15 protein-coding genes are annotated in these 14,866 nt (G+C 68.8%); 9 read left to right on the forward strand and 6 right to left on the reverse strand.

What is annotated here, in order from left to right; all coding sequences use genetic code 11:
- The first annotated feature begins 58 nt into the window (after positions 1–58).
- From AC57B5_RS19500 to AC57B5_RS19515, 4 genes are all read left to right on the forward strand, one after another.
- The gene (locus AC57B5_RS19500) at positions 59–1,018 is read left to right on the forward strand and encodes a Bug family tripartite tricarboxylate transporter substrate binding protein (RefSeq protein WP_012202189.1); all 960 of its coding nucleotides are present in this window, start codon (positions 59–61) and stop codon (positions 1,016–1,018) included.
- A gap of 105 nt (positions 1,019–1,123) precedes the next feature.
- Positions 1,124–2,110: a 2-hydroxyacid dehydrogenase gene (locus AC57B5_RS19505; protein ID WP_496400156.1), complete on the forward strand. Its 987-nt coding sequence runs from the start codon at positions 1,124–1,126 to the stop codon at positions 2,108–2,110.
- Positions 2,111–2,154: 44 nt separating this feature from the next.
- Entirely contained in the window at positions 2,155–3,492 is a 1,338-nt protein-coding gene (locus AC57B5_RS19510; protein ID WP_099732508.1) for an enolase C-terminal domain-like protein, read from the forward strand.
- A 36-nt stretch (positions 3,493–3,528) separates the two neighbouring features.
- Positions 3,529–4,977: an aldehyde dehydrogenase family protein gene (locus AC57B5_RS19515; protein WP_496400157.1), complete on the forward strand. Its 1,449-nt coding sequence runs from the start codon at positions 3,529–3,531 to the stop codon at positions 4,975–4,977.
- A gap of 104 nt (positions 4,978–5,081) precedes the next feature.
- Here AC57B5_RS19515 and AC57B5_RS19520 read toward each other — a convergent pair whose 3' ends face one another.
- From AC57B5_RS19520 to AC57B5_RS19530, 3 genes are all read right to left on the reverse strand, one after another.
- Positions 5,082–5,396 (reverse strand): hypothetical protein, encoded by a 315-nt coding sequence (locus AC57B5_RS19520; RefSeq protein WP_238001575.1) that lies wholly within the window; start codon positions 5,394–5,396, stop codon positions 5,082–5,084.
- 899 nt (positions 5,397–6,295) lie between these two features.
- Positions 6,296–6,988 carry an LrgB family protein gene (locus AC57B5_RS19525; protein WP_013800125.1) on the reverse strand — a complete coding sequence of 231 codons (693 nt, stop codon included), beginning with the start codon at positions 6,986–6,988 and terminating at the stop codon, positions 6,296–6,298.
- Positions 6,989–6,993: 5 nt separating this feature from the next.
- On the reverse strand, positions 6,994–7,467 hold the full coding sequence (locus AC57B5_RS19530) for a CidA/LrgA family protein (RefSeq protein WP_046240705.1): 474 nt from the start codon (positions 7,465–7,467) through the stop codon (positions 6,994–6,996).
- 76 nt (positions 7,468–7,543) lie between these two features.
- Between AC57B5_RS19530 and AC57B5_RS19535 the strand changes: the two genes are divergently transcribed.
- Both AC57B5_RS19535 and AC57B5_RS19540 read left to right on the forward strand, forming a co-directional pair.
- On the forward strand, positions 7,544–8,452 hold the full coding sequence (locus tag AC57B5_RS19535) for a LysR family transcriptional regulator (protein WP_012202182.1): 909 nt from the start codon (positions 7,544–7,546) through the stop codon (positions 8,450–8,452).
- Between the two features lie 4 nt (positions 8,453–8,456).
- The gene (locus AC57B5_RS19540) at positions 8,457–9,092 is read left to right on the forward strand and encodes a pseudouridine synthase (RefSeq protein ID WP_496400158.1); all 636 of its coding nucleotides are present in this window, start codon (positions 8,457–8,459) and stop codon (positions 9,090–9,092) included.
- Here the strand turns inward: AC57B5_RS19540 and AC57B5_RS19545 are convergent.
- On the reverse strand, positions 9,089–10,120 hold the full coding sequence (locus AC57B5_RS19545; RefSeq protein ID WP_496400159.1) for a hypothetical protein: 1,032 nt from the start codon (positions 10,118–10,120) through the stop codon (positions 9,089–9,091). The genes AC57B5_RS19540 and AC57B5_RS19545 overlap by 4 nt on opposite strands.
- 2 nt (positions 10,121–10,122) lie before the next feature.
- Complete coding sequence (locus AC57B5_RS19550) at positions 10,123–10,479, reverse strand: zinc ribbon domain-containing protein YjdM (RefSeq protein WP_043783113.1); 357 nt, start codon at positions 10,477–10,479, stop codon at positions 10,123–10,125.
- Between the two features lie 138 nt (positions 10,480–10,617).
- Here AC57B5_RS19550 and AC57B5_RS19555 point away from each other — a divergent pair, with 138 nt between their 5' ends.
- From AC57B5_RS19555 to AC57B5_RS19565, 3 genes are all read left to right on the forward strand, one after another.
- The gene (locus AC57B5_RS19555; RefSeq protein WP_013800119.1) at positions 10,618–11,511 is read left to right on the forward strand and encodes a LysR family transcriptional regulator; all 894 of its coding nucleotides are present in this window, start codon (positions 10,618–10,620) and stop codon (positions 11,509–11,511) included.
- 94 nt (positions 11,512–11,605) lie between these two features.
- Complete coding sequence (locus tag AC57B5_RS19560; RefSeq protein ID WP_013800118.1) at positions 11,606–12,328, forward strand: DsbA family oxidoreductase; 723 nt, start codon at positions 11,606–11,608, stop codon at positions 12,326–12,328.
- Between the two features lie 92 nt (positions 12,329–12,420).
- Positions 12,421–13,452, forward strand: coding sequence for a cyclase family protein (locus AC57B5_RS19565; RefSeq protein ID WP_016448695.1), 1,032 nt, complete (start codon positions 12,421–12,423; stop codon positions 13,450–13,452).
- A gap of 144 nt (positions 13,453–13,596) precedes the next feature.
- On the opposite strand, the gene argE is transcribed toward AC57B5_RS19565, so the two are convergent.
- A complete protein-coding gene (gene argE, locus AC57B5_RS19570) occupies positions 13,597–14,760 on the reverse strand; it encodes an acetylornithine deacetylase (RefSeq protein ID WP_013800116.1) in 1,164 nt (387 codons plus the stop codon).
- Positions 14,761–14,866 lie beyond the last annotated feature (106 nt).

Here is a 14,866-nt window from a genome sequence, read left to right on the forward strand (position 1 = left end):
GCCACAAGACCGGACGCAGGGGCCAGTCCGGCCCTTGCGCCCCCCAGGAGACAAGAACATGAAGAAGATTCTGATCACGCTGGGTGCCGCACTGGCCCTCACGGCGCAGGCGGCCGGCAGCTTTCCGGACAAGGCCGTCAACATCATCGTGCCCTTCCCGGCCGGCGGCTCCACCGACACCGTGGCGCGCGCCATGGCCCTGAGCATGGGCGAGCAGCTGGGCAAGCCCTTCGTGGTGGAAAACCGCCCGGGCGCCACCGGCACCATCGGCGCAGGCGCCGTCAAGCGCGCACCGGCCGATGGCTACACGCTGCTGGTGGCCTCGCTGGGGCCCTTCGTGGTCACGCCGCACCTGGTCAAGAACGTGCCCTATGACGCAGGCAAGGACTTCGACTACATCACCATCCCCGTGCAGGCGCCCAACGTGCTCGTGGCCAGCCCCGCGCAGAAGGCCCGCACCGTGGCCGAGGTCATCGCCGCGCTCAAGGCCAACCCCGGCAAGATCAGTTTCGCGAGTTCGGGCAACGGCTCCTCGGACCATCTGTCGGCCGAGCTGTTCTGGCAGCAAAGCGGCACCGAAGGCATGCACGTGCCCTACAAGGGCGGCGCCCCGGCCATCACCGACCTGATCGGCGGCCAGGTGGACTTCTCGTTCCAGAACGTCAACGCCGTGCTGCCCCATCTGCGCAGCGGCAAGCTGCATGCGATCGCCGTGACCGGCAGCCAGCGCTCGCCCGTGCTGCCCGATGTGCCCACGCTGGCCGAAGCCGGTGTCAAGGGTGCCGAGGTCTACTCCTGGCAAGGCCTGGCCGCGCCCAAGGGCCTGCCCGCCGATGTGAAGGCCAAGCTGGCCAAGGCCGCCATCGCCTCCGTGCAGCAGCCCGACATCCGCAAGCGCTTCGTGGAGCAGGGCCTGGAGATCGTGGGCAACACGCCCGAGGAATTCACGCGCTACCAGGCCCAGGAATCGGAGCGCTGGAAGCAACTGATCCAGACCCGAAAAATCACCGCTGATTGAGCTAGAAACAACGGGCCGGCCCCAGGGCCGTTCCCGCTGGCCTGCGCACCGCAGGCCCTTTTCACCGGGGCTTCCAGCCCCTGCAAGTTCCAAGGATTCCAAGGCATGGCGACCTCCCGTCCACGCGTTCTCCAGTTCGGCAAGATGCCGCTGCCCCAGCTCGATGCCGAGCTGGCCCAGGCCTATGAGGTGACGCTGCTGTCCGAGCAGCCCGACCGCGAGCGCTTTCTCGCCGAGCACGGCGCGCAGTTCGAATACCTGGTCACCTCGGCCGCCATGGGCGTGCCCGCGAGCGTGGTGCAGGCCCTGCCCAGGCTGCGCTTCGTGAGCAGCTTCGGCGTGGGCTTTGACGCGCTGGACCGCGGGTCCCTGCTGCGCCAGGGCGCCCGCGTGGGCTACACGCCCGGCGTGCTGGACGACTGCGTGGCCGACATGGCCTTTGCCCTGCTGCTGGACGCGGCGCGTGGCCTGAGCGAGTCCGACCGCTTCGTGCGCCGGGGCGACTGGAGCCAGGGCCGCTTCGGCATCCGCACGCGCGCCAGCGGCAAGCGCCTGGGCATCTTCGGCATGGGCCGCATCGGCTCCACCGTGGCGCGCCGCGCGGCCGGCTTCGACATGGAGGTGGCCTATCACAACCGCCGCCCGGTCGAGGGGTCGCCCCACCTCTACCAGCCCTCGCTGCTGGAGCTGGCGCGCTGGGCCGACTTCCTCGTCATCACGGCCGCAGGCGGCGACGGCACGCAGCACCTGGTCAACGCCGAGGTGCTGGACGCGCTGGGCCCGCAGGGCTTTCTGATCAATGTGGCGCGCGGCAGCGTGGTCGACGAGGCCGCCCTGGTCCAGGCCCTGCAGCAGGGCCGCATCGCAGGCGCGGGCCTGGATGTGTTCGAGGACGAGCCCCGCCCCCATGCCGAGCTGCTGTCGCAGGACAACGTGGTGCTTGCGCCCCACATCGCCAGCGGCACGCATGAAACCCGCCGCGCCATGGCCGACCTCATGCTGCGCAACCTGGCGCAGTTCATCGCCACGGGCCGGCCCGAGGCCGAGGTGCCGTGGTCCGCCGCGCAGCAGGCGGCCACCGCCGCCGCATAGCCGTTTTTTCCCAGAGACCGATCCAAACGATCCAAGAGCACGCCATGTCCTCCACCCCGACCATCACCGAGATCGAAGTCATTCCCGTCGCCGGCCGCGACGGCATGCTCATGAACCTCAGCGGCGCGCATGCGCCCTACTTCACGCGCAACATCGTGCTCGTCCACGACAGCGCGGGCCACACCGGTGTGGGCGAAGTGCCTGGCGGCGAAGGCATACGCCAGGCGCTGGAGGACAGCAAGGCGCTGCTCATCGGCCAGTCCGTGGGCAACCACCTCAAGCTGCTGCAGAACCTGCAGCAGGCCCTGGCCGGGCGCGACACGGGCGGGCGCGGCCTGCAGACCTTCGATCTGCGCATCGCCGTGCATGCCGTCACCGCCGTGGAGTCGGCCCTGCTGGATCTGCTGGGCCAGCATCTGGGCGTGCCCGTGGCAGCCCTGCTGGGCGAAGGCCAGCAGCGCGACCGCGTGGAGATGCTGGGCTACCTGTTCTTCACCGGCCCCACCGACAAGACCGACCTGCCCTACGTCAGGCCCGGCGAAGACCAAAGCGGCAGCGACGACTGGACGCAGGTGCGCCACATGACCGCCATGGACCCGGCCGCCATCGTGCGCCAGGCCGAGGCGGCGCACGCGCGCTACGGCTTCAACGACTTCAAGCTCAAGGGTGGCGTGCTGGCCGGCGAGCAGGAAGTGGAGGCCGTCACCGCGCTGGCCAGGCGCTTTCCGCAGGCGCGCGTCACGCTGGACCCCAACGGCGGCTGGCTGCTCAAGGACGCCATCCGCCTCATGCGCGACATGCACGGCGTGCTCGCCTATGCCGAAGACCCCTGCGGCGCCGAGAACGGCTTCTCGGGCCGCGAAGTCATGGCCGAATTCCGCCGCGCCACCGGCCTGCCCACGGCCACCAACATGATCGCCACCGACTGGCGCCAGATGGTGCATGCGCTGTCGCTGCAGTCCGTGGACATCCCCCTGGCCGACCCGCATTTCTGGACCATGGCCGGCTCCGTGCGCGTGGGCCAGACCTGCCGCGACTGGGGCCTGACCTGGGGCTCGCACTCCAACAACCACTTCGACATCTCGCTGGCCATGTTCACCCACGTGGCCGCCGCCGTGCCCGGCAAGGTCACGGCCATCGACACGCACTGGATCTGGCAGGACGGCCAGTACCTCACCCAGAACCCGCTGCAGATCAAGGGCGGCTTCGTCGAGGTGCCCAAGACCCCGGGCCTGGGTGTCACCGTGGACCGCGCCGCGCTGCAGCGCGCCAACGCCCTGTACCTGGAGCACGGCCTGGGCGCGCGCAATGACGCCATGGCCATGCAATACCTGATCCCGGGCTGGACCTTCGACAACAAGCGCCCCTGCATGGTCCGCTGACCCCTTCCTTCCGTTACCCCTTTCCCGGAGCACCTCATGTCCCGCTACGACAACCTCATCAACGGCCAATGGAAGCCTGCCGACGGCTACAGCGCCAACACCAACCCCAGCGACCTGTCCGATGTGATCGGCGAGTACGCCCAGGGCAATGCCGCCGATGTGGAAGCCGCCATCGCCGCGGCGGCCGCAGCCTTCCCCGCCTGGAGCACCTCGGGCATCCAGGCCCGCCACGACGCCCTGGACAAGATCGGCAACGAAATCCTGGCCCGCAAGGAAGAGCTGGGCGACCTGCTGGCGCGCGAGGAAGGCAAGACCCGCCCCGAAGCCATTGGCGAAGTCGGCCGCGCAGGCCAGATCTTCAAGTTCTTCGCGGGTGAATGCCTGCGCCTGGCCGGCGAAACCCTGCCCTCCGTGCGCCCCGGCATCGGCGTGGAAATCACGCGCGAGCCCGTCGGCGTGGTGGGCCTGATCACGCCGTGGAACTTCCCCATCGCCATTCCCGCCTGGAAGATCGCCCCGGCCCTGGCCTTCGGCAACTGCGTGGTCCTGAAGCCTGCCGACCTCGTGCCCGGCAGCGCCTGGGCGCTGGCCGACATCATTCACCGCTCGGGCATTCCGGCCGGCGTGTTCAACCTCGTCATGGGCCCGGGCCGTGTCATCGGTGATGCCCTGGTGCGCCACAGCGACGTGGCCGCCATCAGCTTCACCGGCTCCGTCGGCGTGGGCCGCGGCATTGCCCGCGCCTGCGTGGAAAGCGGCAAGAAGGTGCAGCTGGAGATGGGCGGCAAGAACCCGCAGATCGTGCTGGACGACGCCGACCTCACCCAGGCCGTGGAGCTGTCCGCGCAAAGCGGCTTCTACTCCACGGGCCAGCGCTGCACGGCATCGAGCCGCCTCATCGTCACCGACAGGATCTACCCCGCCTTCATCGAGGCCCTGCAGGCCCGCATGGCCAGGATCAAGGTGGGCGATGCCCGCGCCGCAGGCACCGACATGGGCCCCGTGGTCAGCCAGGCCCAGCTGGAGCAGGACCTGAGCTACGTGGAAATCGCCAAGGCCGAAGGCGCCGTGCTGGCTGCCGGCGGCGCTGCCGCCGCCTGCCACACCGGCAGCGGCAACAAGGGCTACTACATGGCGCCCACCCTGTTCGTGGACACCCAGGCCGCCATGCGCATCAACCGCGAGGAAGTCTTCGGCCCCGTGACCAGCGTCATCCGCGTGAAGGACTACGAGGAAGCCCTGGCCGTGGCCAACGACACGCCCTTCGGCCTGGCCGCAGGCATTGCCACCACCAGCCTCAAGCACGCCACCCACTTCAAGCGCCACAGCCAGGCCGGCATGGTCATGGTCAACCTGCCTACGGCCGGCGTGGACTACCACGTGCCCTTCGGCGGCCGCAAGGGCAGCAGCTACGGCCCGCGCGAACAGGGCCGCTATGCGCAGGAGTTCTATACGACGGTGAAGACCGCCTACACGCTGGCCTGAACAGCATCCGGCTGACGAGAAAAAAGCACCTTTCGAGGTGCTTTTTCATTGGGCGGATTCCGGGTGTCAGCAGCCCGGGGCGCCCTGGCAAGCGGACCAGCGAATCAGCGCTGGAACGCCACCGCAGCAGCCGCTATCCGCCGCAGATACGCCGGGTCTTCCTGCAGGCAATGCACGTGGTTGACCTCGTCCTCCACCAGCTCCTCCATCCGCTGCGCGGCCCCGCAAATGGCCTGCAGCGCATTGGCCACCACCTCCAGATTGCGGTAGCCCTCGGGCCGCTCCAGCCAGGCCAGCGCCAGCTGGCCCAGCGAGTACACCTCGCTGCTGCCCTGCAGCGTCAGCCGGCCGATTTCGGTCACGGCATGGCTCAACTGCTGCGGCGTGGGCTGGGTCAGGGTTGTGGAAGCGGTACTCATGGCGCCACCCTTCCCACGGCAGACGCGCCAGAGTGAGGCGCTTGGGTGGCAGAGGGGAATGCAAAAGAAGAAATGCCGTGCATGGTTTCGTACTCCTTCGTGAGAACAAAAACCACCGGTCCGTGTTCTTACGCACAGACAGGTGGACGGGATGTTAAGAACACGAACGAAGCCGTGCGGACGCCCTTGCGGGTAGCCCCATCCCGTCCGTAACCGCAGGAACGCAGGCTTGCGCCCACGCTCCGGAAATCAGACGTGACAAGGCCTCCTTGACGGCGAGGCCGCACCGCTTCGTTTTGGGTGTTCTTACGCACCGGCCCCGGAACAGGGGGCTGCCGCGATGATAGAGGCTTTCAAGAGGGCAAGCGCCCCAGCACTCCAGGCCGAGCGCAGCGAAGGCCCGCACCCACTCCCCGTATGTCCGCGCCTGCGCCGTGGCGGTTGCGGGGTTGCAGTCCTGCCGAAGGACAGGACTGCTTCGTCATCTGACTCGCCGTGATTGTTTGAACGTAGCTCGCAGAGCGAAGTGAGTTTCACGGCGAACCCCGCAACCGCCACGGCGCAGGTGGCCCCGCAGCGCAGCGAAGGGGTCGCGGACATCCGGGTCGCCTTCTTTGATCTGACCTTTCTTGGCGAATCAAGAAAGGGCAGTCGGCTGCCGGGCCGAGACCCGGCCTCGAAAAACAACCACCCGGCAGGGGCAAAAGATTGCACCTAAGCCAAAAGCAATCGAGGCACAAACAAGGTGGGCGGGAGTCAAGAACATGTGCAAGGCATGCGGACGCCCTTACGGGCAGCCCCATCCCGCCCCAAACCCAAAGACAGCCAGGCCCCCAAAAGCCCCAGCCATCAAACCCCGGCCAAGGATGGCAGCTCCCGCATCACTTCAGAAAATCACTTCAGAAAAACAGCACCCTCACCCAAGGCGCCACCACCACATTCAACGCCCCCGCAATCATCATCACCAACGAAGCAACCACCGCCTGCACATCCCCGAACTGCCGCGCCTTCGCCACCCCGCTGCCATGCGCGGCACCACCCAGAATGGCGCCCGCAGCCAGCTTGCTGCGCACGTGCGGCAGCAGCCGCAGGATGGTCTCGCCCATGAGCATGCCGCTGACGCCCGTGAGCAGCACGAACAGCGCGGCCAGGTCGGTGGGCCCGCCCAGCACGCGCTCGGCCTCGATGGCGAAGGGGGTGGTCACCGAGCGCACGGCCAGGCCCTTTTGCAGGTCCACGGGCAGTCCGAAGGCCTGTGCGAACCAGATGGTGGTGGCAATGGACACGCCACTGGCCACGAGCACGCCGGTGGCGATCGACATCCAGTGCTTGCGCAGCAGGTGGCGGTTTTCGTGCAGGGGCAGCGCAAAGGCCACCGTGGTGGGGCCCAGCAGCCAGACCAGCCAGTGCGTCTGGGCGATGTACTGCGGGTAGCGCACATGGGTCAGCAGCGCCAGCGCGATCAGCACCATGGGCGTGGCGACGATGGGCATGAGCAGCGGATGCGGATGGCGGCGGTACACGCGCTTGTTGGCCGCATAGCAGGCCAGCGTGGCCAGCAGCGACAGCAGGCCGATGGCCTGGTCGGACATGGCGTTCACTCCTGCTCCCTGTGCAGCCCGGCGCGCGTGGAGCGGCGCCGGGCCAGCCACAGCTCCAGCCGGTAGACGCGGTCCACGGCCAGCGCCGTGGCGGCCATCACGCAGGCCGTGCTGGCCACGATGACGCCCAGGATGCGCAGGCCCTGGTGCTGGATCAGCTCGGTGTATTCGGTGACGACCAGCATGGCGGGCACGAAGAACAGCAGCATCTCGGCCAGCAGCCAGTTGGTGCCGCCCTGCAGCCAGCGCGCCTTGACCAGCCCGCTGAACAGGCCCGTGGCCAGCAGCGCGAAACCGATCAGCCCGGCCGGCATGCCCCAGCCGAAATGGGCGCGCACGGCCTCCATGGCCACCCACAGCGCACTGAGCAGCCCCACCTGCAGCACGCCGCGCAGCAGCGGCCAGCAGCGGTGCAGCAGGCCCTGAAACACCTGCGGCCGCAGGACGGGCGTGGCGGAAATCTTTGACATGGGGCAATCCTAGGGTTTGCACTCAGATTCGTAAAATGAATAATCTCCATTTTTCCCATGCATAAAAGGAATCCTCATGGACCTGCGCGCGCTGCGCTACTTTGTCGAGGTGGTGCGCTGCAACAGCTTCACGCGTGCGGCCGAGGCGCTGCATGTGACCCAGCCCACCATCAGCAAGATGGTGCGGGCGCTGGAGGAGGAGCTGGGCGGCCCGCTGCTGCTGCGCGAGGGGCGCGGTGTGCAACTGACCGACGCAGGCCAGGTAGTCCACGCGCGCGGCCTGCAGGTGCTGGAGCAGTCACGCCAGCTGCTGCAGGAGGTGGCCGAGGTGGACGGCATTGCGCGCGGCAGCCTGAGCGTGGGCATCATGCCCACGGCCGGGCACTACATGGCGCCCGTGATCGCGCGCTTTCAGCAACTGCATCCGGGCGTGGAACTGCATGTGCAGGAGCAGGGCGCACGCGCCCAGCGCCAGCTGCTGCTGGACGGCAAGCTGGACATGGCGCTGGGCCTGCACGGCGCGGGCGAGGCGGGTGGCGACCTGGCCGGAGAGGGCCTGGAGTACTGCACCATCGCCCACCAGAAGACACGCGTGGCCTTTGCCGCGCACGAGGTGCCCGACCCGGACGCACCCGTGCACTGGAGCGAGCTGGCCCGGCGGCCCTTTGTGTTCTACACCTCGGACTTCGCCCTGCACCAGGCCGTGCTGGAGCATTGCGCGGCGGCAGGCTTCAGCCCACAGGTGCGGCTGCAGACGCGCTACTGGGACTTCATCGGCGACCTGGTGGCAGAAGGCGTGGGCGTGGCCGTGATGTTCGAGCACGTGATCGCGCGGTTCGACCCCCGGCGCGTGTCCAGCCGCCCGTTGGTGGGGCCTGAACTGCACTGGGACGTGGTACAGCTGTGGCGCAGCGGCTATCTGTCGCGCGCGGCGAGGGCCTGGCTGGAGTGCGTGCGTGCGGTCTATCCCGACGACAATCGCTGAGTCCATGCAACCCAGAAAACGCCCACCCTTGCGCCCTTTTGCAGGCCCGGCCCTGCGCGCCCGACCCGCCTTCGCCGACCGGCCCGACACCGGCCCCTCACGCCTGCTGTGCTTCAACAAGCCCTACGGCGTACTCAGCCAGTTCACCCCCGAGGGCCGCTGGCGTGGCCTCAAGGAATACATCGACGTGCCGGGCGTGCATGCGGCAGGCCGGCTCGACGCCGACAGCGAAGGACTGCTGCTGCTGACCAATGACGGGCCGCTGCAGGCGCGCATCGCCGATCCGCGCTTCAAGATGGAGAAGACCTACTGGGTACAGGTCGAGGGACTGCCCGACGAGGCCGCGCTGCAGGCCCTGCGCGAGGGCGTGCAGCTCAACGACGGCATGACGCTGCCCGCGCAGGCGCGCCGGCTGGAGCCGCCGCCCGTGCTGTGGCAGCGCGACCCGCCCATCCGCGTGCGCCAGAACATTCCCGATTGCTGGATCGAACTGGTCATCCGCGAGGGCCGCAACCGCCAGGTGCGCCGCATGACGGCGGCCATTGGCCACCCCACGCTGCGGCTGGTGCGCGCGGCCATCGGGCCCTACACGCTGGACGGCCTGGAGCCCGGCCAGTGGAAGGACGTGGAGCCCGCCTAAGGCTCCGGATTGTCGGGAAGTGCCACAGCCTGCCAGCGTTGCAGGCCGAGCCACGGATGAAAGCGCCGCGCCTCGCCCACTTCCACGCGCTCCACACTGCCGGCCAGCAGCGGCCACAGGCGCTGCAATTGCGCCGAGCGCTGCTGCGTGCAGCGCCGCGCGCGGGCCAGCAGCTCGCTGCCCTGGCCCAGCAGGCGCGACAGTTCGCGCAGGCGCGGCGGCGGCAGGCATTGGGCGCTGGCCAGCATCAGCCACGAAGGCGTCTGGCCCGCCTGGGCGGGGCCGCTGGCGGCGAACTGCTCCAGCAAAGCGACATGGGCACTGAGCAGGGGCGCGGGTGGCTTCTCGGCCAGCATGATCTCCAGCAGCCTGCCCTCGATGCGCCAGCGGGCGGGCACCACGGCATGCTCGACCGAGTTGCCGAAGCGCGTGGACTGGCGATGGCGGACGGCACGGCTGCCCTGCTCCAGCAAGGGCTGCAGCAGTTCGGCCAGGGCCTGCTCGCGCTGCGCCGTGGGCGCTTCGGCCAGCGTGATGCGCAGCGGCACGGCCTCGTAGCCGCGCAGCTGGTCGCGCCAGGCCATCCAGCCCGCCGTGTCGGGGCCGCCCAGCAGCAGGGCGAGGAAGGCGCCCAGGCCGGCCAGGGCCGAGCCGGTCCACCAGGACACCTGCACAGGCTGCCGCCCGGCGATCAGCCAGCCCGTCAACCAGACCAGCGCCCCGGCGCAGGTGGCCGCCAGCAGGCCCATGCCGAAGGCGAGGAAGGGCGCACCATCGAGCCGGTCGGGCAGCAGCACCAGCATGGCCACGCAGGCCGCGCCGGCGCACAGCGCGATGGCCCACCAGCCCGCCACGGGCAGGGTGCGCGCGGTGCGCTCGGAGCGCTCTGTGTGGCCTATGCGCCCCGCCACCGCAAGCAGCATGAGGGCCACCACCGCGCCAGCGGTCAGCGCAATGAACAGGGGCGCAAACACCCACAGCGCCAGCAGCCCGAGGACCGCCGATACCGCAAGCGACAGCGCCAGCATGCTCAGGCCTTCTTGAGGAACTCCGACTTGAGCAGCATGGAGCCCAGTTCGGTCTTGCAGTCCACGTTGTGGCCGTCGGCGCCATCGACCAGGCGGATGCCCTTGATCTTGCTGCCCTTCTTGAGCACGGTGGACGAGCCCTTGACCTTGAGGTCCTTGACCAGGATCACGGCATCGCCGTCGGCCAGCGCATTGCCGTTGGCGTCGCGCACGATGCCGTCGCCAGCGGCGGCTTCGCCGGCCTCTTCTTCGGCCTGCATGGGCCATTCGAAGGCGCAGTCGGGGCAGATGTAGCTGGTGGCGTCGGGATAGGTGTTTTCAAGGCCGCACTGGGGGCAGGCGGGAGTGGTCTGGGGCATGGGATGGACAGATTCGGTGAAGACAAAGGGGCGCGGCGGGCGCGCCGTACCTGGCGATTGTCGCCCCTGCCCCCGCAGCCATGCCCCGGCAAACCCGAGCGGCCTGCTACGCTGCGCGCCACTCTTTGCTTTTTCCCCATGGATACGCTGACCCCCTTGCGCGCCTTCCGGCGCATCGTAGAACTGGGCTCCATCGCCAAGGCGGCCGACGCGCTGGACCTGTCCTCGGCCGCGCTGAGCAAGCAGCTGCGCGCGCTCGAAGCCCATCTGGGCGCCGTGCTGCTGCAGCGCACCACGCGCCGCATGAGCCTGACCGACACAGGCCAGGCCTACTACGCAGAGTGCTGCAGGCTGCTCGATGAATTCGATGCGCTGGAGCAGTCGGTGCGCGCGCAGTCGCAGCAGGTGGCCGGCCGGCTGCGCGTGAATGCGCCGCTGTCGTTTGCGCTGAGCACGCTGTCGCCGCTGCTGGCGCGCTTCATGCAGCGCCATCCGCAGCTGCAGATCGACCTGTCCATGGAAGACCGGCTGGTGGATGCGGTGGGCCAGGGCTTCGATGTGTCCATCCGCCTGAGCGCGGAGCTGGCGGACTCCTCGCTGATCGCGCGGCGCCTGGCCTCGCTGTCGCAGATGCTGTGCGCGGCCCCGTCCTATCTGCAGGCGCATGGCCGCCCGGCCAGTGCCGCCGCGCTGCGCGGCCATGCGCTGCTGAACTACAGCCTGGCGCATGCGCCCCGCGAAGCGGGCGAGAGCCCCCAGGCGCCGTCCGAGGCGCGCGCCAACGTCAACAACAGCCTGATGCTGCGCGACCTGCTGGTGGCGGGCCTGGGCATTGGCGCCCTGCCCTCGTTCCTGGCGCGGCCGGCGATTGCGGCAGGCCAGCTGGTCGCACTGGACCTTGCGGACCAGGCCGCGCAGGCCCGCCATGTCTACGCGGTCTATCCCACGCAGCGCCACCTGCTGCCCAAGGTGCGCGCCTTCGTGGACTTCCTGGCCGAGGAGCTGCCTGCCGCCATGGGCGAGGATTGTTGACGCCGCGTTAAGAGTTCCTCAAGCGCACGCCCCTTTTTCGCGCCGGGCCTGCGGCCTACGCTTGCCGTCCATCACAGCCATGAAGGACACAAGCATGACGCAATGCAATGATTTTTCCTGCGCCCTGCCCGCGCAGGATGCGGCGGCCCCCTCGCCGCAGCAGGCCCTGCAGGCGGCGCCTGCTGCGGCGCCCGCCGTCGCCCCCGCCATCGACTTCTTCCATGACGTGGTCTGCGGCTGGTGCTACGTGATGTCGCCACGCCTGCGCCAGGTGGCGCGCGAGCTGGGCCTGCGCGTGCGCCACCGCAGCTTCGTGCTGCAGGCCTCGCGCGCCGAGATGGTGGCGGCCTTCGGCTCCATGGAGCGCGCCAAGCAGGTCATCCTGGAGCACTGGCAGGCCTGCGCGGAGCATGACGACGAGGACCGCATCGACATCGAGGGCATGCGCCGCGAGGCCTTCGAGTACCCCAGCGGCATGGCCGGCGCACTGGCCTGCCAGGCGGCCCAGATCCTGGGCGGCGATGACGCGCACTGGGATCTGTTCGACGCCATCCAGCACGCCCACATGAGCGAGCACCGCAACATCGGCGACGCCGAAGTGCTGCTGGACATCGCCACGCGCACGGGCTTCGAGCGCAATGCCTTCGCGGGCTGCATGGAAGGTGCCCAGGCGCTGGAGCAGGTGCGCCAGGACCGCGCGCTGGCGCAGCGCATGGGCCTGCGCTCCATTCCCACGCTGATCGCGCCGCGCCTGCCGCCGCTGCAGACCCAGTCGCTGGCTGCGCTGCGCGAACGGCTGCACTTCCTGGCGGCCTGAGCGCCCCCGTCTTTGCTTTTTTCATCGGCGTTTTTCCGCCTTCCCTCGCGCGCGGCATGCGCGCCCTTTTTCAGCAGACCAAGGACTTTTCCATGACTCTCCAACGCTTCGCTCGCCGCATGGCGCTGCCCTCTCTCGTGATCGCCCTGGCCGCCGCCTTCGCTGGCACCGCGGCCCAGGCCCATGGCGGCCACGAGCCTCCGGCCGGCGCACGCCAGGACGTGGGCACCAGCCCCTGGGGGCCGGCCGACGAGATCGGCCGCCTGAACCTGATCACGCCGGCCTCGCGCGCGGCCATCCTGCAGCGCATCACGGGCGGGCAGGTCTATGACCTGGCCACCGAGTACTACGTGGGCATGCCCAGCTGGCAGGACGCGGGCGATCCGCACTACCAGTTCTGGATGACGCACACGCCGCGCGGCACCGTGGTGGACGATCCCATGAACGTGGGCAAGGACATGAACGCCACGCGCAGCTACACGGGCACGGCGTTTTCCATGTACAGCCACACGGGCACGCACATCGATGCGCTCAACCACTTCGGCATACGCGGCAGGATCTGGAACGGCTTCAGCGCAGACCAGCATCTGGGCGACCGGGGCTGGCAGCGCACGGGCATCGAGAAATTCCCGCCGCTGGTGGCGCGCGGCGTGCTGATCGACGTGGCGGCCGCCAAGGGCCTGGAGATGCTGCCCGACCAGTACCGCATCACGCGCCAGGACCTCAAGGATGCGCTGGCACGCCAGAAGGTGACGCTGCAGGAAGGCGACATCGTGCTGGTGCGCACGGGCCGCATGAAGCTGTACGGCCAGCCCCAGGCCTACATGGCCAAGCCGCCGGGCCTGGGCCTGGATGCCGCGCGCTTTCTGGTGGAGGAAGGCGGCGCCATGATCGTGGGCGCCGACAACCTGAGCCTGGAGACGTTCCCGTCCGAGGTGGACGACGACTACGTCCCGCTGCACAGCTACCTGCTGGCGCAAAAGGGCGTGCCCATCATGGAGCTGGTGGCGCTGGACGATCTGTCGCGCGACAAGGTCTACGAGTTCGCCTTCATCGGCGGCCCGCTCAAGATCCGCGGCGGCGACGCCGCGCCGCTGCGGCCCATCGCCATCCCGGTGCGCTGAGCGGGGCAAGACGAGATTTCTTGAGCTTGACCTCGAAACTCCCGCGCCCCCAAGGCGAGGGACACCGAGCAAGGGCCGCCCCGCAGCAAGGGTGTCGTCCCCCTCCGAAGAGAGGGGGAAGGCGCGAAGCGACTCAGGGGGTGATCACAGACTCGTGCCCATTTTGCTGAGGAAGCGCTCGCAGGCGTCGAGCTGGGCCAGCTCCACGAACTCGTCGGGCTTGTGCGCCTGCTCGATGGAGCCGGGGCCGCAGACCACGGTGGGAATGCCGGCGTTGTGGAACAGGCCGGCCTCGGTGCCGTAGGCCACCTTGCGCTTTTCCTGGTCGGCGGTCAGCGCGCGCACCAGCTGGGTGATGGCGGCTTCTTCCGAGGCTTCCAGCGCGGGCGCGCTGGCGCCGGTCTCGATCTCGATGCGCGCGTCGGCGAACTCGGCGCGCATGCGCGGCAGCAGTTCGTCGCGCACATAGGACTCGACCTGGGCCTGGATGCCATCCACCGACATACCGGGCAGGTTGCGGAATTCATAGGCGAATTCGCACAGCTCGGGGATGGTGTTGACCGCGATGCCACCCTGGATCTGGTTGGTGGTCATGGTGGTGAAGGGCACGTCGAAGAATTCGTCGTAGGGGCCGTGCGCCTTGAAGTGGTCGGCGATGTCCCGGATGCGACAGATCAGCCGCGCCGCGTACTCGATGGCATTGCTGCCGCGCGGCGTGAGCGACGAATGCGCGGCCTTGCCGTGCACGCGGCAGCGGTAGAGGTTGATGCCCTTGTGCGCCACCACGACCTGCATGCTGGTGGGCTCGCCGACCACGCAGCCGTCGAAGCGCGCGCCCTCGGCCTTGAGCTGGTTGATCATCACGGGCGCGCCCGCGCAGCCGATTTCCTCGTCGTACGAGAAGGCCAGGTGCACGGGCCTGGCGCGCTGCGTGGCCAGGAATTCGGGCACCAGCGCCAGCGAGGCGGCGATGAAGCCCTTCATGTCGCAGCTGCCGCGCCCATAGAGGCGCCCGCCCTTTTCGGTGAGCGCAAAGGGGTTGGTGCTCCACTGCTGGCCATCGACCGGGACCACGTCGGTATGGCCGGACAGCACGATGCCACCCTGCGTTTCGCCGTTGTGGGCCGGCAAAGTGGCGAAGAGATTGGCCTTGGCGCCGTCCGGAGAGTGGAACAATCGGGCACTCACGCCCAGCGTGGCCAACTCATCGCGTACACACTCGATCAGCGCCAGGTTGGAGTTGCGGCTGGTGGTGTCGAATGCGACCAGTGTTTCCAGCCAGTCGCGGGTGTTTTTCCAGGTAGTCATGTGGTTCCATCTGCGCCATGGCCTGCGCCGCCCTTCGTGGACGACGCAGGCCATGGCATAGGCATTGCATATGGCGAAGCAGTGTACGCCCGGGTTGCGGCCCGGG

The sequence above is a fragment of the Delftia sp. BGA-UO-ETr-SB1 genome (assembly GCF_059567865.1).

Coding starts and splice junctions, on each gene's coding strand:
- AC57B5_RS19500 (WP_012202189.1), top strand. CDS start 59: ATGAAGAAGATTCTGATCACGCTGGGTGCCGCACTGGCCCTCACGGCG.
- AC57B5_RS19505 (WP_496400156.1), top strand. CDS start 1,124: ATGGCGACCTCCCGTCCACGCGTTCTCCAGTTCGGCAAGATGCCGCTG.
- AC57B5_RS19510 (WP_099732508.1), top strand. CDS start 2,155: ATGTCCTCCACCCCGACCATCACCGAGATCGAAGTCATTCCCGTCGCC.
- AC57B5_RS19515 (WP_496400157.1), top strand. CDS start 3,529: ATGTCCCGCTACGACAACCTCATCAACGGCCAATGGAAGCCTGCCGAC.
- AC57B5_RS19520 (WP_238001575.1), bottom strand. CDS start 5,396: ATGAGTACCGCTTCCACAACCCTGACCCAGCCCACGCCGCAGCAGTTG.
- AC57B5_RS19525 (WP_013800125.1), bottom strand. CDS start 6,988: ATGTCCGACCAGGCCATCGGCCTGCTGTCGCTGCTGGCCACGCTGGCC.
- AC57B5_RS19530 (WP_046240705.1), bottom strand. CDS start 7,467: ATGTCAAAGATTTCCGCCACGCCCGTCCTGCGGCCGCAGGTGTTTCAG.
- AC57B5_RS19535 (WP_012202182.1), top strand. CDS start 7,544: ATGGACCTGCGCGCGCTGCGCTACTTTGTCGAGGTGGTGCGCTGCAAC.
- AC57B5_RS19540 (WP_496400158.1), top strand. CDS start 8,457: ATGCAACCCAGAAAACGCCCACCCTTGCGCCCTTTTGCAGGCCCGGCC.
- AC57B5_RS19545 (WP_496400159.1), bottom strand. CDS start 10,120: ATGCTGGCGCTGTCGCTTGCGGTATCGGCGGTCCTCGGGCTGCTGGCG.
- AC57B5_RS19550 (WP_043783113.1), bottom strand. CDS start 10,479: ATGCCCCAGACCACTCCCGCCTGCCCCCAGTGCGGCCTTGAAAACACC.
- AC57B5_RS19555 (WP_013800119.1), top strand. CDS start 10,618: ATGGATACGCTGACCCCCTTGCGCGCCTTCCGGCGCATCGTAGAACTG.
- AC57B5_RS19560 (WP_013800118.1), top strand. CDS start 11,606: ATGACGCAATGCAATGATTTTTCCTGCGCCCTGCCCGCGCAGGATGCG.
- AC57B5_RS19565 (WP_016448695.1), top strand. CDS start 12,421: ATGACTCTCCAACGCTTCGCTCGCCGCATGGCGCTGCCCTCTCTCGTG.
- argE (WP_013800116.1), bottom strand. CDS start 14,760: ATGACTACCTGGAAAAACACCCGCGACTGGCTGGAAACACTGGTCGCA.